This window comes from Streptomyces spongiicola (genome assembly GCF_003122365.1).
GTDB classification, from domain to species: domain Bacteria; phylum Actinomycetota; class Actinomycetes; order Streptomycetales; family Streptomycetaceae; genus Streptomyces; species Streptomyces spongiicola.
Genome location: NZ_CP029254.1, coordinates 4,879,915 through 4,895,059, shown reverse-complemented (window position 1 = coordinate 4,895,059; position 15,145 = coordinate 4,879,915). Strand labels below are relative to the sequence as shown.

The following is a 15,145-nucleotide window of genomic DNA, read 5'->3' as shown; positions in this document are numbered from 1 at the left end:
TTGGGGGGGCACACCTATGCACCGTACGTCCGTTCTCCGCAGACCGCTCCTGGTCCTCGCGTCCCTGGCCCTGACCCTGGCCGCCGGGTGCACCGGTCGGGGGACCGGTGGGGGGAGCGACGAGCCCCCGGCCGTCCCGGCCGTCCCGGGCGAACCCTCGCGGGCCCCGGTCGCCACCGTCGCCACCCCCACCCCCACCCCTGCGACCGCCGCGGCCGACGACGCCAAGCCCCCCGCCCCCTCCCCCGGGACGCCGGACGCCCGGACGGCGGAGCCCGAGCTGCGGACGGCGGAGCCCGAGGTGCGGATGACGGAGGGCAGCGAGAGCGAGCAGGTCCGCGAACTACAGGCGCGGCTGCGCCAGATCGGCCACTTCCACCGCAGTCCGACCGCGTTCTACGGCTCGATGACGGCCGAGGCGGTCAGCGGTTTCCAGCGGAAGCGGGGGCTCGCGGAGACCGGGTCGGTCGACGGGACCACCTGGCGGCGGCTGCTCGCGGTGACCCGCACGCCGACCGGCGACGAACTGCGGCCCGCCACGACCCAGGAACTCGACGAACCCGACCCCCGGTGCCTGAAGGGGCGCGTGCTCTGCATCAGCAAGGAGAGCAGGACACTCGCATGGATGATCGACGGCACGGTGGTGGCGGCGATGGACGTGCGCTTCGGCTCGGAGAACACGCCCACCCGTGAGGGAACGTTCAGCGTGGGCTGGAAGGCAGAGGACTGGGAGTCGACGCTCTACCACACACCCATGCCGTACGCGATGTTCTTCAGCGGTGGCCAGGCGGTGCACTACTCACCGGACTTCGCCGCCCGCGGCTACAGCGGCGCCTCGCACGGCTGTGTCAACGTCCGGGACAGGAAGAAGATCGCTTCGGTGTTCGGCCAGGTGAAGGTCGGCGACAAGGTCGTCGTCCACTGGTGAGGCGGCGCGCTCCCGCAGAAGGGCACGGCGGGGCGGGGCCGCCGCACGGGGCGGAGCGGCCGGCCCGGGCGGACGAGGTGAGAAGTGGGGAGTGAGAAATTGGGAGTGGGGAGTGGGGAGTGGGGAGTGGGGAGTGAGGGCGCGGGCGGGACCGGGGGAACGTGTCCCGCCCGCGCCTGTGTGCTCTGAGCCGTGGGTACGGGGGGAACCCCGGCTCAGGCATCGCCGATGACCAGTCGGCTCACTTACTACTGCGCCACTCAGCCGAAAAACGTCACACCTGGCCGGAAAACTTTCCGGGACGGGGAGAACCGCAGGTCAAGTCGGTGGGGCCAACCGCGGCCGGCCGCGGAGGGCTCCCGGGAACCAGTGCCGCGTCAGGCGGGGTTCGCCCGTCGGGGTGCGGCGTCCGGTGCGGTGGATCACAAGACTCCGGATCGACCTCGTAGTGGGTCTACCCGGTTGGTTCGGCGACGCGGCGAGTCGCCGTGCCGGGCGTCGCGACGGGGCGAACGTCGCCTGACGCGACTCTAGAGGGCAGCGAGGGACACTGCCGGAACCTCGAACCCGGAGACGCGCCACACATCCGCCGGCGGCACGAGCGGCCGCCCGGCGGGAGCGGGGCGTACGGAGGCGGGGGGCAGGAACGGGGAGCGCGGGAAGCCACCCGAATCGAAGCCGCCGCCGTCGTCGTCGTCATCGTCGTCGTCGTCATCGTCATCGTCGTCCTGGCTGTCGCCGCCGCCCTGACCGCCGTTCTGACCGCCGCCCTCGTCGCCGTCAGCATCACGGTCGCCGTCGCCGTCACGGTCGCCGTCGCCGTCGATGTTCGCGGTCAGCATCCGGTCGCAGAACCGCTTCACCCGGTCCACGCCCTGCGCCGCGGCCTCCAGTGTGTGCTTGCGCTCCTCGTCCAGCGTGCCGTCGCGGTAGTCGCGGCAGGCCTGGACCGTCTTGCCGTACCAGTCCCCGCTACCGGTGTCCTCCGTGCGGCGGTCCCGCGGCGCCGCGGACGCGTCGCCCTGACCGGCTCCCGACCTGTCCGCGCCCGGGGTTCGGGTGGCGCCGGGAACCGCCGGAGCACTCGGCGAGGAGGAGGTGCCCGCGGGGGACGGCGCGTCGGGGCTGCGCAGCCGGTCGGCCGGGGACTCGGAGGTGACCGGCCCGGGGGTGACGGCACCCGGGACGGAGGAGGCGGGCGCCGGCTGAGGGGCTCCGAACGGGGTCGGCAGCACCCCGGTCCCCGCGGCGACGGCCACGCCGCCGACCGCGAGTCCGGCCAGCGAGGCCGCCAGCCCCCAGTGCACCGAACGGGCCCAGGGGACGGGGCCGGCCTCCGGCGTCAGCCGCACCGTCGGCAGCAGCTCCGCCGCGCCGCCGTCACGCGCCTTGCGGAACGCGGCGAGCGCGGCGTCCTCACCTCTCAGCGGCTCGGTCACCGGGCCGCGCGCGGCCGCCTCGTCGAGCAGCCCTGCCAGCAGAAGGGCCTGGTGACGCGCGTCGACGCCGACGGGTTCGACCGGTTCACCTCGGAGCAACCGCTCCGCGGCCTCCTGGTCGAGCCAGTTGTCACGCTCGTCGGCCATCACATGTCCTTCTGCGTCCGCAGACGCGAATGCGTCACACCGGTGGAGCGGGCCGCGCCGGGGCGAGCAGTGCGCGGGGAGGGTACCGCGCCGAGCCCCGTCTCGTCCCCCGCCGGGGCCTCATGCGCCCCTTCCTGCTCCACTCCCAGGAGTTCCGCGAGGCGCTTCAGACCCCGGTGGGCCGCGGTGCGCACCGCGCCGGGCCGCTTGCCCAGGGTCTTCGCCGCGCTCTTCGCGTCGAGGCCCACGACCACTCGCAGTACGACGGCCTCCGCCTGGTCCTGGGGGAGCTGGGCGATCAGGGCCATGGCACGGCCGGTCGCCAGGGCCTCCATGGCCTCGCCGGCGGTGTCGGACTCGGCGGCCCTCCCGGTCAGTTCGGTCTCGTCCCCGCCGACCGCCGGGCGCCTGCCGCGCATCCGGATGTGGTCGAGGGCGCGGTTGCGCGCGATACGTGCCGCCCAGCCGCGGAAGCGGTCGGCGTCGCCGTTGAACCGGTCGAGGTCCCGGGCGATCTGGAGCCAGGCCTCGGACGCCACGTCCTCGGCCTCCGCCTCGCCGACCAGCGTCCTGATGTACCCGAGCAGCCGCGGGTGAACGGCGCGGTACACGGCCCGGAAGGCGTCCTCGTGTCCGTCCTGCGCCGCGCGCACCGCGGCGGTCAGCTCCGCGTCGTCCCCCAGCACTCCCACTACCCGTTCGTTATCGCGGCTGGTCATCACCGCCGCACGGCCCAGCGCGCAGCGCCACGCTACGTCCTCCACGGGGGCCGCGTCCACGTCTAGTACAACTTGCAACATTGTGCTGTGGAGGCTCGGTGTGACAGAAAGCGCACCCGTGGCGCTGAGAGGAGTACAGGGCCGCTTCGCAGCCCTCGCGGACGACGACCGGGGCCTCTCCTGTGGGGGGTGGCGGCCCCGGTCGTCTCGTGTGAGCGCGGGCTCGGCACACCCCGGCGGTCTCGCCGGTCCCCACCTCCGGCCGTCCGCCGCGCCGGCACCGCGCACCCCCGTCGGACACCCGCCCCCTCCGCTGACGGTCGCCTCCCTCCGCTGACGGTTGCCGCCGGCCGCCTGCACGCGGTCGGCCAGGGGCGCGACGGCCGGTTCCCGGGGGTCCGGCAGGATGCGGGTCGGGCGGATCCGGGACGGCCCCGGCCCCGGCCCCGACCCCGACCCCGACCCCGGCACACGGTCCGGCACACGGTCCGGCACACGGTGGACCACCGGGGCGATCCGCGCGACGTCCGCGGTCGGGCGCGGGCCGGACATCAGCGGGCGACGGCCGAGTACCACCGCCAGGACTCCAGGCGCCCCCGGCCCGGCAGTTCGCCGCGGCCCGTGGCCCAGAGGAGCGTCTGCCAGCGGTCCGTGTCCGCCGGGGCGTGGGGGAAGAGACGGACGAGGGCACGGCCGCACAGGCCGGCCGGCGGGGACCAGGGGAGGCCGAGGCCCTGGGCCACGTCATGGGTGTGGACGAGTGTCTCGACCACACCCATGGCGGCGAAGCCCTCGGCATCGGACGTCCCGAAGGTGTGGTAGGCACGGGCCTCCGCGGGGGCCGTGCGCACCATCGACGTGAGCACGCCTCCGCAGGCGTCGAGCATCAGGAGCAGCCCCCGGGGCCCGGCGGCCCGGTCGGCGAAGGTGATGTTCGCCGGTCCGCCGGTGCGACGCGTCCTCCAGTCGAAGGGAACATCGCCGTCCAGCGGAGGGGACTCGGGCCCGAGCTGTGCGGCGTAGGCGAAGAGGTCGTCGGCGAGATGCTCGACGGTCTCCCAGCAGGTCCAATCCAGTTGGCCGGCCCTGGTGTCCCAGTCGGCGCCGAGGCCGGCCCGCAGGGTGGTGAGCGCCAGCCGGACGGCGTGCTGCACGTCGTCGGCGGTAACGGGTGTTCTCGTCGTTTCCTCTGATGCGTCCGAAAGGTCCGACGCCTGATCAACGGCCATGACGGGACGGTACCAACGCCGACGGAACGGCAGTTCGGGCGAGTGTTTTCGGACAGCCCGTCAGTCACCCGTTCGTTCCCGGTGTCACCGTCCCGGCCGTAGCGTCATTGCACACCATATGCCCGCTGCTTCCCTATGCTCCGGCCCCATGAGATGCCGCCCCATGGCCTTCACCGCCGTGTGCACCGCCGCCATCTGTCTCACCGGCCTCACGGCCGCCGCGCCCCTCCCGGCTTCCGGCTCCCCGTTCCCCTCCTCACCCCACTCACCGCTCCCCCCTTTTCCGTTCCGGTCCGAGGCCGTGACCGGGCGCGCGTCCCCGTCGCCGGGTGCCGGAGAGATCCACAGCGTGCCGGTCCCCGGCAGCGACCCGGCACGGCGGACACTCCCGGCGCGCACCACCGAACCGTTCAGCCTGGTCGGCATCACCTGGGACGACCCGGACGCGGAACTCCCGGGCACCGCCGAAGTCCGCACCCGGGACAGCCGTACCGGCCTGTGGTCGCCCTGGCACGCGCTCGAGGTGGACGTACGGACGTCCGAGGCCGGCCCCGGGGCGGCCTCCGCCGGACTGCGGGCGGGCAGCCTCCCGCTGTGGACCGGGCCCTCGGACGGGGTGGAGCTGCGGGCGGAGGGGACGGCGCTGCCCCGCGGGCTGCGCGTCGAGCTCGTGGACCCCCAGGACGGCGTCACGGCACCGCCGTCCGCCCGTGCGGAGGCGCCGGCGGACGCTCCGCCGATGACCATGCGGGCCGGCTGGGGCGCGGACGAGTCCAAGGTCGGCGGGCCGCCCACGTACAACTCCACCACCAAGGCGGTGTTCGTCCACCACACCGCCGGGTCGAACACCTACCAGTGCGCCGACTCGCCCGCGATCGTGCGGGCCGTCTTCACCTACCACGTGGAGGGCCAGGGGTGGAACGACATCGGATACCACTTCCTGGTCGACAAGTGCGGCAGGATCTTCGAGGGCCGGGCCGGCGGCATCGACCGGCCGGTCCAGGGGGCCCACACATACGGCTTCAACGTCGACACGAGCAGTGTGTCGGTGATCGGCGACTACAGCACCGCGGCCACCACGCCCGCGGCCCGCGACGCCGTGGCGAGACTCGCCGCCTGGAAGCTCGGCCTCTACGGCCTGGCCGTCGACGGGACCACGACGCTCACGGCGTCCGCGGACAACGGCAAGTTCCGGCGAGGGGAGCGCGTCGTCCTGCCGCGCCTGCCGGGGCACCGCGACGCGTACCGGACCGAGTGCCCCGGCGCCCATCTCTACGCCGACCTGCCCGCCGTCCGCCGGTCCGCCGCGGCACCGGGCGACGGGTCCGGCGCCGGCGAGCCGGAGCCCTCCGGGTCGCCCTGGCCGCCGGCCCCCGGGGCAGAAACGGCGGCGGTCGTACCGGACGGCGCCGTGGAACAGGACTCCGCCGGCGGTGACTTCGACGGGGACGGGGACGGGGATCTGGCGGTCGCCTTCCGCACACCGGAGGGGGCCCTCGCGCTCGTCGTGCTGAGCGGTCCCGGGCGGGGGCGCGGGACCGCCTCGCCGACCGTCCTGATGGGCGCCGGCGGATCCGCCCTCGCCTCGGGCGACGTGAACGGCGACGGGTTCGACGACCTGGCGGTGTCCACCGGGCGGGGGATCGTGACGTACCACGGTTCGGCGACCGGTCTGAGCACTGCGGGGGCGCCCGCGCTCGCGGTGGGCGCGGACGCCGGGGCTCTGACCGTGGCGGACCCGGACGGCGACGGCTACGGGGATCTCCTCGACGGGCACGAGGTGATCGCGAGCGGCGGGCCGCCGGGGCTCACGGTGCCCGGGAACGGGGCGGCCCCGCCCGCCGGGTAGCCGGAGCGGCCGGGCCGGCCCCGGCCCCGCACCCGCCCGGGCTGAGCCGGCAGGAAGAGCAGAGTCGGCAGGAGGGGCTGAGCCGGCAGGGGCAGAGCCGTCAGGGGCTGAGCCGTCAGGAAGGGTCCGCCCCGCCCCTCGCCCGCCGGGACAGGGCCGCGCGCAGCACGCGACGGCCCTCCGTCGAGAGGTCCAGGGCGCGGCGGAGCGCGGCACCGTCCGGGTTGGCGGCGAGGAGTTCGAGGATCTGGACCTGCCGGCGCTCCTCGCCGGCGGCGAGCGGGCCGCGGGGGCCGCGCACCGGGTCGAGTTCCCGGTGCAGTTCGAGTGCGAGGCCGGAGCACGCCGCCGCCCACTCGCCGAGCGGGCCTGCGGCCCACTCCGACGGAGCGGCGGCGATCATCTTCCGCACCGGGGCCCAGTCCTCGCTCGACGCCTCGTCGGCGGGCGCCGCTTCCAGTGCCGTCCGCACCGCGGCCAGCCGGCCCGCCCAGCTCTCCTCACCCTCGGCGATGCCCGCCCACAGGGGCCGGAGCACGTCGGGTTCCTCGTCGAGCAGGGGCCGGCACCGGTCCAGGCACGCGAGACCACTCGCGGCCAGGCTCCGCCCGTCGGCCTCCGCGATCAGTTGCACCAGGCCCATCGACGCCTCCCCGCTCCCCGACTGTGCGTTCGCGTACGTCACATACAGCGCCGAGTGGCCGGAAAACGTCACCCCCGCGGCCGAAAACCGCCCGGATGACGCCCGCTCGTCCGGGGGTCATCCCGGCGGCACGGTCCGCACCGCGAGGGCCTTGGCGTGCTGCATGGCCGTCAGCCTGCGCACGAAGAGAACGGCCAGCACCGCGGCGAGCAGGTCGAACCCGGCGCCGGCCGTCATCAGCCCCGCGGCGTAGTGGATCGCGTCGGCGCCCTGGGCCCTGTCGTACATCCTGCTCGCGTACCGGTCGAAGACCACCGCCCAGACCCAGGCGCCCCACCAGGCGTTGAGGAGACCGCGGCCCACCGGCGCGCCGCCGTAGGGGTCGGTGCGGCTCGCCCGCAGCACGTCGGCGGCGATGCCCCGCGGGATCCACAGGTTGGCGATCGGGATGAACCACGCGCCGATCGCCCAGCCCGGGGTCCTGCGCTGGGTGTCGGGCGCGAAGACCTCGGCGTTCCACCGGACCCGGTGGAACCAGATGATGAAGAGCGTGGCCACCGCCGGCAGCGCGGCGACGTACAGCCCACCAGATCCGGCCATCGCGTAGTCGGCGCGGTTCGCCTCGTCCTCGTCGAAGCCGGCCGAGCCCGAGGCGGCGCCGTTGAGGAACGACCGCATGTCGACCGAGGCCGCGACCATCAGGAGATCGGCGACGATCACGACGCCGAGCAGCGCGATGACGGCGTACGAGAGCCCGACGGGCGAGCGGAGTGCGCGGCCGGGTGCGTGCACCGGCGGTACGGGCCCGGGCACGGGCGTGTGCGGCATCAAGGACGTTCCCCAGGTGACACGAAGACCGGAGGCGCGCCCCTCCCCGGGGCAGCGCACCGGACAACCCTACGAGAACGGCCGCCCCCGGACCCTCGGGGCCGCCCCGGAACCCCCGGCGGGCGCGCGCCGAGGGCCACGGCACCGCGCCTTGGTGACGGACCGCCTCCGTGCGGCACCGCGCCGTGCTGCCGGACCGCCTCCGTGCGGCGCCCGCCGTGGTGACGGACCGCCCCCGTGCGGCGCCCGCCGTGAGGGCGGCCCTCCGCCGTGGGACGCACCGCACCCGGCGCCGGGCGCCGCTCCCCCGGGTTCCACGGGGCAGCCCCCGGCCTCAGCCGAGCCTGTCCGCCAGCGCGCTGAAGTCCGCCCAGGAGAGCGCGGGCGGCCCCGGGGTCCACAGCTTCTGGGCCACCGCGCGCAGCGGCATGCGGATGCCCGCCGCCACCTGGTCCTCGGTCTGCGCCTGGGCGCGGTCGCCCCAGACGGCGAGGCGGCCGCCGAGGATCTGGTCCGAGTAGCGCGCGGGGACGGGGGTCGTGCCCCGCAGCACCAGCGGGGTCCACTCCTCGTAGATGCGCCGGCCCGTCGGGTAGGTGAACTCGTTGGGCTCGCCGAGCACGTAGTAGAGGTACTCGTCGTTGAGGTTGACGACCTTGCGGCCCTCCGCGAGGTACTCGACGGGCTGCCGGGCGCCGATCTCCCTGCCCGTCCAGTACTCGACCTCGATGGCCTTGTCGGGGGAGACCGCGCCGCCGCGGAAGAAGCCGTCGTTCCACGCCTTGGGCTGCTTCTGCGCGGCGCGCACCACCGAGGCCCGGTCGTTGAGCCAGCCGGTCGCCAGGTCCCGCACGGTGGCGTTCGGCCCGTACTTCGCCACGGCCGCCCGGGCCAGCCGCGGGTAGGAGGCCTGCGGGTCGCGCACGGTCAGCGCCTGGTACTCGTCGGCGCCGACGTGGAACCAGCGGCCGGGGAAGAGCTGCGCGTACTCCCGCAGCAGGTCGTCGACGATCCGGGCGGACTCCGGGTCGGAGATGTCGATGGCGCCCTGCCGGGGCACGCCCCGGGCGTCGCGCAGCTGGAGTCCGGGGTGCGCCCGCAGGACCGCGCCGAGGTGCCCGGGGGAGTCGATCTCGGGGACGACGGTGATGTGCAGGCTCCGGGCGAGGGCGAGGATCCGGCGCACCTCGGCCTTGCTCAGGTGGTCCCGGGAGACGACCTCGGGGTGGGTGTCGGAGGCGATCCGGAATCCCTGGTCGTCGGAGAAGTGCAGTCCGAGCATGTTGAGCTTGAGGTCGGCCATCTCGCGCAGCCGCGCCTCGAGCCAGCCGACGGAGAAGTGCTTGCGCGCGATGTCGACGTTCAGGCCGCGCTGCGGCCGGTCGGGACGGTCGCGGACGACGCCCTCGGGCATCGCACCGCCGGCGCGCACGGCCTGCTTCAGGGTGCGGGTGCCGTAGAACACCCCCGCCTCGTCCGGCCCGGTGATCCGGACGCGGTCGTCTCGCGTGGTGAGGGTGTACGACTCGGGCGTGCCGCCGCCCGCCGGGTCGAGCGACAGCTCCACGTCGCCGGCGTTCACCGGCCCGTTGCCGCGGAAGCCGGTCTTCAGCTCCCCGGCCAGCAGCCTGCCCTCGTCGGCGAGTGCCTCGCTCCCCTTGGCGACGACGACGGCGCTGCCCGCCGCGGGGCGCCAGCCCGGTCCGCGGGCGGCCTCGTGATCGCGGACGGAGGGGATGGTCCGGGGCTCGCCGGACAGCGGGTAGGAGGGTTCCGGGGAGGGGGCCGACTCCGGGGAGGACGCCGCCGGCGACGGGGCCGGGGCGGCCCGGTCCCCGCCGGCCTCCCGGGCCTGTGCTCCCCCGGACCCGCCTGCCGAGCAGGAGAGGGCCGCCGACAGGGCCACGGCGGCCGCGACGGCGGGGACCGCTCGCCGCGTTCGCCCGGACAGCCACATCACAGAACCAACCTCCTCTTCCCGGAGAAGTATGACAAACACTGGCCCATCGGCCCATTCCAGCCCAGTCGTCCACCGGACGCACTCAAACTCTCCCGTTCGGGTGAAATTCGCGCATCCTTCGGACACCTTCCGGCGCGCCTCGATAGCGTTGCGGCCCAAAGACCCCACGCTTCCCAGTCGCCCCGGAGTCCATGCTGTCCCGCGAACCGCACACCGGCCTCCCGCAGCGACCACCCACGCTTCCCCCGGTCGTGCGGATCCCCGCCCCCGCCGGACCGGCCTCCCCGGCGTCCCCGGCGTCCCCGGCGTCCGCTCCCGGCCCGCGCCCGGCCGCCGGCGCACCCCTGCCCGGACTGGAGCGGTTCAACACCGCCGCCCGCACCGCCGCCAGCGCGGCCCTCCTGTCCTGCTGCGGAAGCCGCCGCTGGGCCCTGCGGCTCGCCGCCCACCGCCCCTACCCCGACCTCGCCGCCCTCCTCGCCGCCGCGGACGAGGCCGGGTACGACCTGTCCTCCGCCGACCTGGACGAGGCACTCGCCGCGGAGTCGTCCTCCGAGCTGCACCCCGCCGCCCCGGCGGCCGCGCACACCGCCCTGCGGGCCGCCCACGCCGCCTACGAGGCCGGCTTCGGCCATGCCTTCGTGATCTGCCTGGACGGCGTCCGCGCCGACGAGCGGCCCGACCGGGTGCTGGCCGGGATCCGCGCGAGGCTCACCAACGACCCCGACGAGGAGCGGGCGGTCGCGGCCGAGGAACTGCGCCGGCTGGCCCGGGCCCGGCTGGCGGGCATGGTGGCCGACCGCCCCGGAGAGCCCGACTCCGGCCGCCCCCCGCAGCCGCCCCGGCACCCACCGCGGCAGCCGGCCCGCTAGTCGAGCCGGGAGCCTGCCCGGCAGTCGACCCGGGAGCCTGCCCGGCAGTCGGCCCGGTAGCCCGTCCGTGCCTGTTTGATCACACCGGCGGACCCCGGGCGAGGGAACCGACAAGTCGTCGCTACGATGGCGAGGGCCGGTGGACCGTACCCGGCCGGGCCAGACCGACAGAGCTGTCACCTTGAAAGGACGCTGGCGGCCGGCTCCAATCCCCGCTCCCGGAGGGTTTTTCCGTGCCGGCTGGAACGCTGTACCGCGGCCGGGAAGGTATGTGGTCCTGGGTGGCTCACCGAGTCACCGGCGTCCTCATCTTCTTCTTCCTGTTCGTACACGTGCTGGACACCGCCCTCGTCCGCGTCTCCCCCGAGGCGTACGACGAGGTCGTCGCGACGTACAAGACGCCGATCGTCGCGCTGCTGGAGTACGGCCTGGTGGCCGCCATCCTCTTCCACGCGCTGAACGGCCTTCGCGTCATCGCCGTGGACTTCTGGTCCAAGGGCCCCCGCTACCAGAAGCAGATGCTCTGGACCGTCATGGGCATCTGGGTCGTCCTGATGGCCGGCGCCGTCTACCCGGTGCTCGGCCACGCCGCACGTGAACTGTTCGGGAGCTGACGCCAGACATGTCCGCTGAGACCCCTTCCGCGATCGGCGCCGTCGAGGGCGCCGCCTACGGTCCCGACAACCCCGCGCCGTACATCGAGCCCCCGCGCAAGCGGACCGGCCGGACCCCCCGGTCGACCCGCGGCAACTTCGAGATGGCCGCGTGGCTCTTCATGCGCCTCTCGGGCGTGGTGCTCGTCGTGCTGGTCATCGGCCACCTGGTGATCCAGCTCGTGCTGGACGGCGGCGTCTCCAAGATCGGCTTCGCGTTCGTCGCGGGCCGCTGGGCGTCCCCGTTCTGGCAGACCTGGGACCTGCTGATGCTGTGGCTGGCGATGCTGCACGGCGCCAACGGCCTGCGTACCGTCGTCAACGACTACGCCGAGCGGCCGAACACGCGCCTGTGGCTCAAGGGCCTGCTGTACACCGCCACGGTGTTCACCATCCTTCTGGGCACGCTGGTGATCTTCACCTTCGACCCGAACATCCGCTAGGCACGGGGCTGAGGTTCCACACCATGAAGATTCACAAGTACGACACCGTCATCGTCGGCGCCGGCGGCGCCGGCATGCGCGCCGCCATCGAGGCGACGAAGCGCAGCCGTACCGCCGTGCTGACGAAGCTCTACCCGACCCGGTCCCACACGGGCGCCGCGCAGGGCGGCATGGCCGCCGCGCTGGCGAACGTGGAGGAGGACAACTGGGAGTGGCACACCTTCGACACGGTCAAGGGCGGTGACTACCTGGTCGACCAGGACGCCGCCGAGATCCTGGCGAAGGAGGCCATCGACGCGGTCCTGGACCTGGAGAAGATGGGCCTGCCGTTCAACCGGACGCCGCAGGGCACCATCGACCAGCGGCGCTTCGGCGGCCACTCCCGCAACCACGGCGAGGCCCCGGTACGCCGGTCCTGCTACGCGGCGGACCGCACCGGTCACATGATCCTCCAGACGCTGTACCAGAACTGCGTCAAGGAGGGCGTGGAGTTCTTCAACGAGTTCTACGTCCTGGACCAGCTGATCACCGAGGTCGACGGGGTCAGGCAGTCGGCCGGAGTGGTCGCATACGAGCTGGCCACCGGCGAGATCCACGTCTTCCAGGCGAAGTCCGTGATCTACGCCTCCGGCGGCACCGGCAAGTTCTTCAAGGTCACCTCCAACGCGCACACCCTCACCGGCGACGGCCAGGCGGCCTGCTACCGGCGCGGCCTGCCGCTGGAGGACATGGAGTTCTTCCAGTTCCACCCGACGGGCATCTGGCGCATGGGCATCCTCCTCACCGAGGGCGCCCGCGGCGAGGGCGGCATCCTCCGCAACAAGGACGGCGAGCGCTTCATGGAGAAGTACGCGCCCGTCATGAAGGACCTCGCCTCCCGCGACGTCGTCTCCCGCTCGATCTACACCGAGATCCGCGAGGGCCGCGGCTGCGGCCCCGAGGGCGACCATGTCTTCCTGGACCTGACGCACCTCCCGCCGGAGCAGCTGGACGCCAAGCTCCCCGACATCACCGAGTTCGCGCGCACCTACCTCGGCATCGAGCCCTACACGGACCCGATCCCGATCCAGCCGACCGCGCACTACGCGATGGGCGGCATCCCGACCAACGTCGAGGGCGAGGTCCTGGCGGACAACACCACCGTCGTGCCGGGCCTGTACGCCGCGGGCGAGGTCGCCTGCGTGTCCGTGCACGGCGCCAACCGCCTCGGCACCAACTCCCTCCTCGACATCAACGTCTTCGGCAAGCGCGCCGGGATCGCCGCCGCCGACTACGCGGCGGAGGCCGAGTGGGTCGACCTGCCGGAGAACCCCGCCGCCCTCGTCGAGGAGCAGATCGAGCGCCTGCGGCACTCCACCGGCGGCGAGCGGGTCGCCGAACTCCGCCGCGAGCTGCAGGAGACGATGGACGCCAACGTGATGGTCTTCCGTACGGAGCAGACCATCAAGACGGCCGTCGAGAAGATCACCGAGCTGCGCGAGCGCTACAAGAACGTGTCCGTCCAGGACAAGGGCAAGCGGTTCAACACGGACCTGCTGGAGGCCGTCGAGCTGGGCAACCTGCTCGACCTGGCGGAGGTCATGGCCGTCTCCGCGCTGGCCCGCAAGGAGTCGCGCGGCGGCCACTACCGCGAGGACTTCCCGAACCGCGACGACGTCAACTTCATGCGCCACACCATGGCGTACCGCGAGGTCGGCGCCGACGGCACCGAGACCGTGCGTCTCGACTACAAGCCCGTCGTCCAGACCCGCTACCAGCCGATGGAGCGTAAGTACTGATGGCTACCCCCGTACTGGACAAGGCCGAGGCCGAGGCGCAGCCCGCCTCCCCGTACATCACGGTCACCTTCCGGATCCGCCGCTTCGACCCCGAGGTCTCCGCCGAGGCCGTGTGGGAGGACTTCCGGATCGAGATCGACCCCAAGGAGCGCGTCCTCGACGGCCTCCACAAGATCAAGTGGGATGTCGACGGCACGCTGACGTTCCGGCGCTCCTGCGCCCACGGCATCTGCGGCTCCGACGCGATGCGGATCAACGGCAAGAACAGGCTCGCCTGCAAGACGCTGATCAAGGACATCAACCCGGACAAGCCCATCACGATCGAGGCCATAAAGGGCCTGACGGTCCTCAAGGACCTGATCGTGGACATGGAGCCGTTCTTCCAGGCGTACCGGGACGTCATGCCGTTCCTGGTCACCACCGGCAACGAGCCGACGCGCGAGCGGTTGCAGTCGGCCGAGGACCGCGAGCGGTTCGACGACACCACCAAGTGCATCCTGTGCGCCGCCTGCACGTCGTCCTGCCCGGTGTTCTGGAACGACGGGCAGTACTTCGGCCCCGCGGCGATCGTCAACGCGCACCGCTTCATCTTCGACTCGCGTGACGAGGCGGGCGAGCAGCGCCTGGAGATCCTCAACGAGAAGGACGGCGTGTGGCGCTGCCGCACGACGTTCAACTGCACGGACGCCTGCCCGCGCGGCATCGAGGTCACCAAGGCGATCCAGGAGGTCAAGCGCGCGCTGATCACCCGCCGCTTCTGAGCGCGGAGTCAGACGCCCCGTCAAGGGCCCGTTTCTGTACGCTCGCAGTGCGGAAACGGGCCCTTGGCCGCTGTTTCCGTCACACGTGCTTCTGCCGTGCCGGCTTCTGTGATGCGAGAGCGGGGACCGATGGACAAGCCGAACCCCTACCAGGACGGCCACGACTACCAGGACGGCCGCGACTACCAGGACGGCCGCGACTACCGGTGGGGCCCGGCGTACCCGCCGGACGCGGCCGAGTACGGTCACGGCTTCGCCCCGGCACCGCCCGCGCCACTGGGCGCCCAGGGTGCTCCGGGCTTTCCGGGCTTTCCGGGCTCACCCCCGCTGATGATCGGCGACATCACCGTCGTCCAGGACTCCGTCATGACCCCGAACGGGACGCTGCCCCTCAAGGGGGCGGTGTGGAACGTGACGGACCTGTCCCGCACCGAGGAGAAGACCCCCACGCACGCCATCGTGCTGGCGGTGGTCTTCTCCGTCTTCTGCCTCCTCGGGCTGCTCTTCCTGCTCATGAAGGAGCGGCGGACGACCGGCTACGTCCAGGTCGGCGTCGCCGGCGGCGGCCGCCACCACACCACGCTGATCCCGGCGACCGGTCCGGAGACCCTGTACTGGGTCATGGGGCAGGTCGCCCATGCGCGCCTGCTGAGCGCATAGCCGTTCGGCCCGCTCCCCCGGCGCCCCGCCCGGGGTACCGCGCCGCCGCTCCCGGCGCCCGGACCTCACATGCGACCCGGACCTCCGCCCGAGGGGGCCCGCCCCGGCCACCGCTCTCCGGTGGCCGCGCCCTCTCCTCGCCGGTACTCGCCGCACCGGCCCTCACCCACGGGCGCTCGCCCCACCGGTCCTCGCCCCAGGGGCGCACGCCTCACCGGCCCTCACCCCACGGGCCC

General features: G+C 73.4%; 14 protein-coding genes. 8 read left to right on the top strand and 6 right to left on the bottom strand.

Annotated elements, in window-relative coordinates:
* Positions 1-16 precede the first annotated feature (16 nt).
* On the top strand, positions 17-928 hold the full coding sequence (locus DDQ41_RS21565; protein ID WP_262508529.1) for a L,D-transpeptidase family protein: 912 nt from the start codon (positions 17-19) through the stop codon (positions 926-928).
* 530 nt (positions 929-1,458) lie between these two features.
* On the opposite strand, the gene DDQ41_RS21560 is transcribed toward DDQ41_RS21565, so the two are convergent.
* The 3 genes from DDQ41_RS21560 to DDQ41_RS21550 form a co-directional block, all read right to left on the bottom strand.
* Positions 1,459-2,514: a hypothetical protein gene (locus tag DDQ41_RS21560; protein ID WP_109295949.1), complete on the bottom strand. Its 1,056-nt coding sequence runs from the start codon at positions 2,512-2,514 to the stop codon at positions 1,459-1,461.
* Positions 2,514-3,200 carry an RNA polymerase sigma factor gene (locus DDQ41_RS21555; RefSeq protein ID WP_109297866.1) on the bottom strand — a complete coding sequence of 229 codons (687 nt, stop codon included), beginning with the start codon at positions 3,198-3,200 and terminating at the stop codon, positions 2,514-2,516. The genes DDQ41_RS21560 and DDQ41_RS21555 overlap by 1 nt, the downstream gene beginning before the upstream one ends.
* Before the next feature lie 584 nt (positions 3,201-3,784).
* On the bottom strand, positions 3,785-4,387 hold the full coding sequence (locus DDQ41_RS21550; protein WP_174720306.1) for a maleylpyruvate isomerase N-terminal domain-containing protein: 603 nt from the start codon (positions 4,385-4,387) through the stop codon (positions 3,785-3,787).
* Between the two features lie 376 nt (positions 4,388-4,763).
* Here DDQ41_RS21550 and DDQ41_RS21545 point away from each other — a divergent pair, with 376 nt between their 5' ends.
* Entirely contained in the window at positions 4,764-6,311 is a 1,548-nt protein-coding gene (locus tag DDQ41_RS21545; protein ID WP_262508528.1) for an N-acetylmuramoyl-L-alanine amidase, read from the top strand.
* A 115-nt stretch (positions 6,312-6,426) separates the two neighbouring features.
* On the opposite strand, the gene DDQ41_RS21540 is transcribed toward DDQ41_RS21545, so the two are convergent.
* The 3 genes from DDQ41_RS21540 to DDQ41_RS21530 all read right to left on the bottom strand — a co-directional run bounded on the left by DDQ41_RS21540 (position 6,427) and on the right by DDQ41_RS21530 (position 9,739).
* Positions 6,427-6,954, bottom strand: a complete 528-nt coding sequence (locus tag DDQ41_RS21540; RefSeq protein ID WP_109295946.1) for a hypothetical protein — start codon at positions 6,952-6,954, stop codon at positions 6,427-6,429.
* Between the two features lie 117 nt (positions 6,955-7,071).
* Positions 7,072-7,782, bottom strand: a complete 711-nt coding sequence (locus tag DDQ41_RS21535; RefSeq protein WP_109295945.1) for a DUF4328 domain-containing protein — start codon at positions 7,780-7,782, stop codon at positions 7,072-7,074.
* A 334-nt stretch (positions 7,783-8,116) separates the two neighbouring features.
* Positions 8,117-9,739: a beta-N-acetylhexosaminidase gene (locus tag DDQ41_RS21530; protein WP_109295944.1), complete on the bottom strand. Its 1,623-nt coding sequence runs from the start codon at positions 9,737-9,739 to the stop codon at positions 8,117-8,119.
* 254 nt (positions 9,740-9,993) lie between these two features.
* On the opposite strand from DDQ41_RS21530, the gene DDQ41_RS21525 reads away from it, so the two are divergent.
* The 6 genes from DDQ41_RS21525 (at position 9,994) to DDQ41_RS21500 (ending at position 14,909) form a co-directional block, all read left to right on the top strand.
* On the top strand, positions 9,994-10,614 hold the full coding sequence (locus tag DDQ41_RS21525) for a 2-oxo-4-hydroxy-4-carboxy-5-ureidoimidazoline decarboxylase (protein WP_109297865.1): 621 nt from the start codon (positions 9,994-9,996) through the stop codon (positions 10,612-10,614).
* Positions 10,615-10,847: 233 nt separating this feature from the next.
* The gene (gene sdhC, locus DDQ41_RS21520) at positions 10,848-11,228 is read left to right on the top strand and encodes a succinate dehydrogenase, cytochrome b556 subunit (protein ID WP_026165064.1); all 381 of its coding nucleotides are present in this window, start codon (positions 10,848-10,850) and stop codon (positions 11,226-11,228) included.
* Positions 11,229-11,236: 8 nt separating this feature from the next.
* Positions 11,237-11,710: a succinate dehydrogenase hydrophobic membrane anchor subunit gene (locus tag DDQ41_RS21515; RefSeq protein ID WP_109295943.1), complete on the top strand. Its 474-nt coding sequence runs from the start codon at positions 11,237-11,239 to the stop codon at positions 11,708-11,710.
* Positions 11,711-11,733: 23 nt separating this feature from the next.
* On the top strand, positions 11,734-13,488 hold the full coding sequence (gene sdhA / locus DDQ41_RS21510) for a succinate dehydrogenase flavoprotein subunit (protein ID WP_109295942.1): 1,755 nt from the start codon (positions 11,734-11,736) through the stop codon (positions 13,486-13,488).
* Positions 13,488-14,249 (top strand): succinate dehydrogenase iron-sulfur subunit, encoded by a 762-nt coding sequence (locus tag DDQ41_RS21505; RefSeq protein ID WP_109295941.1) that lies wholly within the window; start codon positions 13,488-13,490, stop codon positions 14,247-14,249. The genes sdhA and DDQ41_RS21505 overlap by 1 nt, the downstream gene beginning before the upstream one ends.
* 129 nt (positions 14,250-14,378) lie before the next feature.
* Complete coding sequence (locus DDQ41_RS21500; RefSeq protein WP_109295940.1) at positions 14,379-14,909, top strand: hypothetical protein; 531 nt, start codon at positions 14,379-14,381, stop codon at positions 14,907-14,909.
* Positions 14,910-15,145 lie beyond the last annotated feature (236 nt).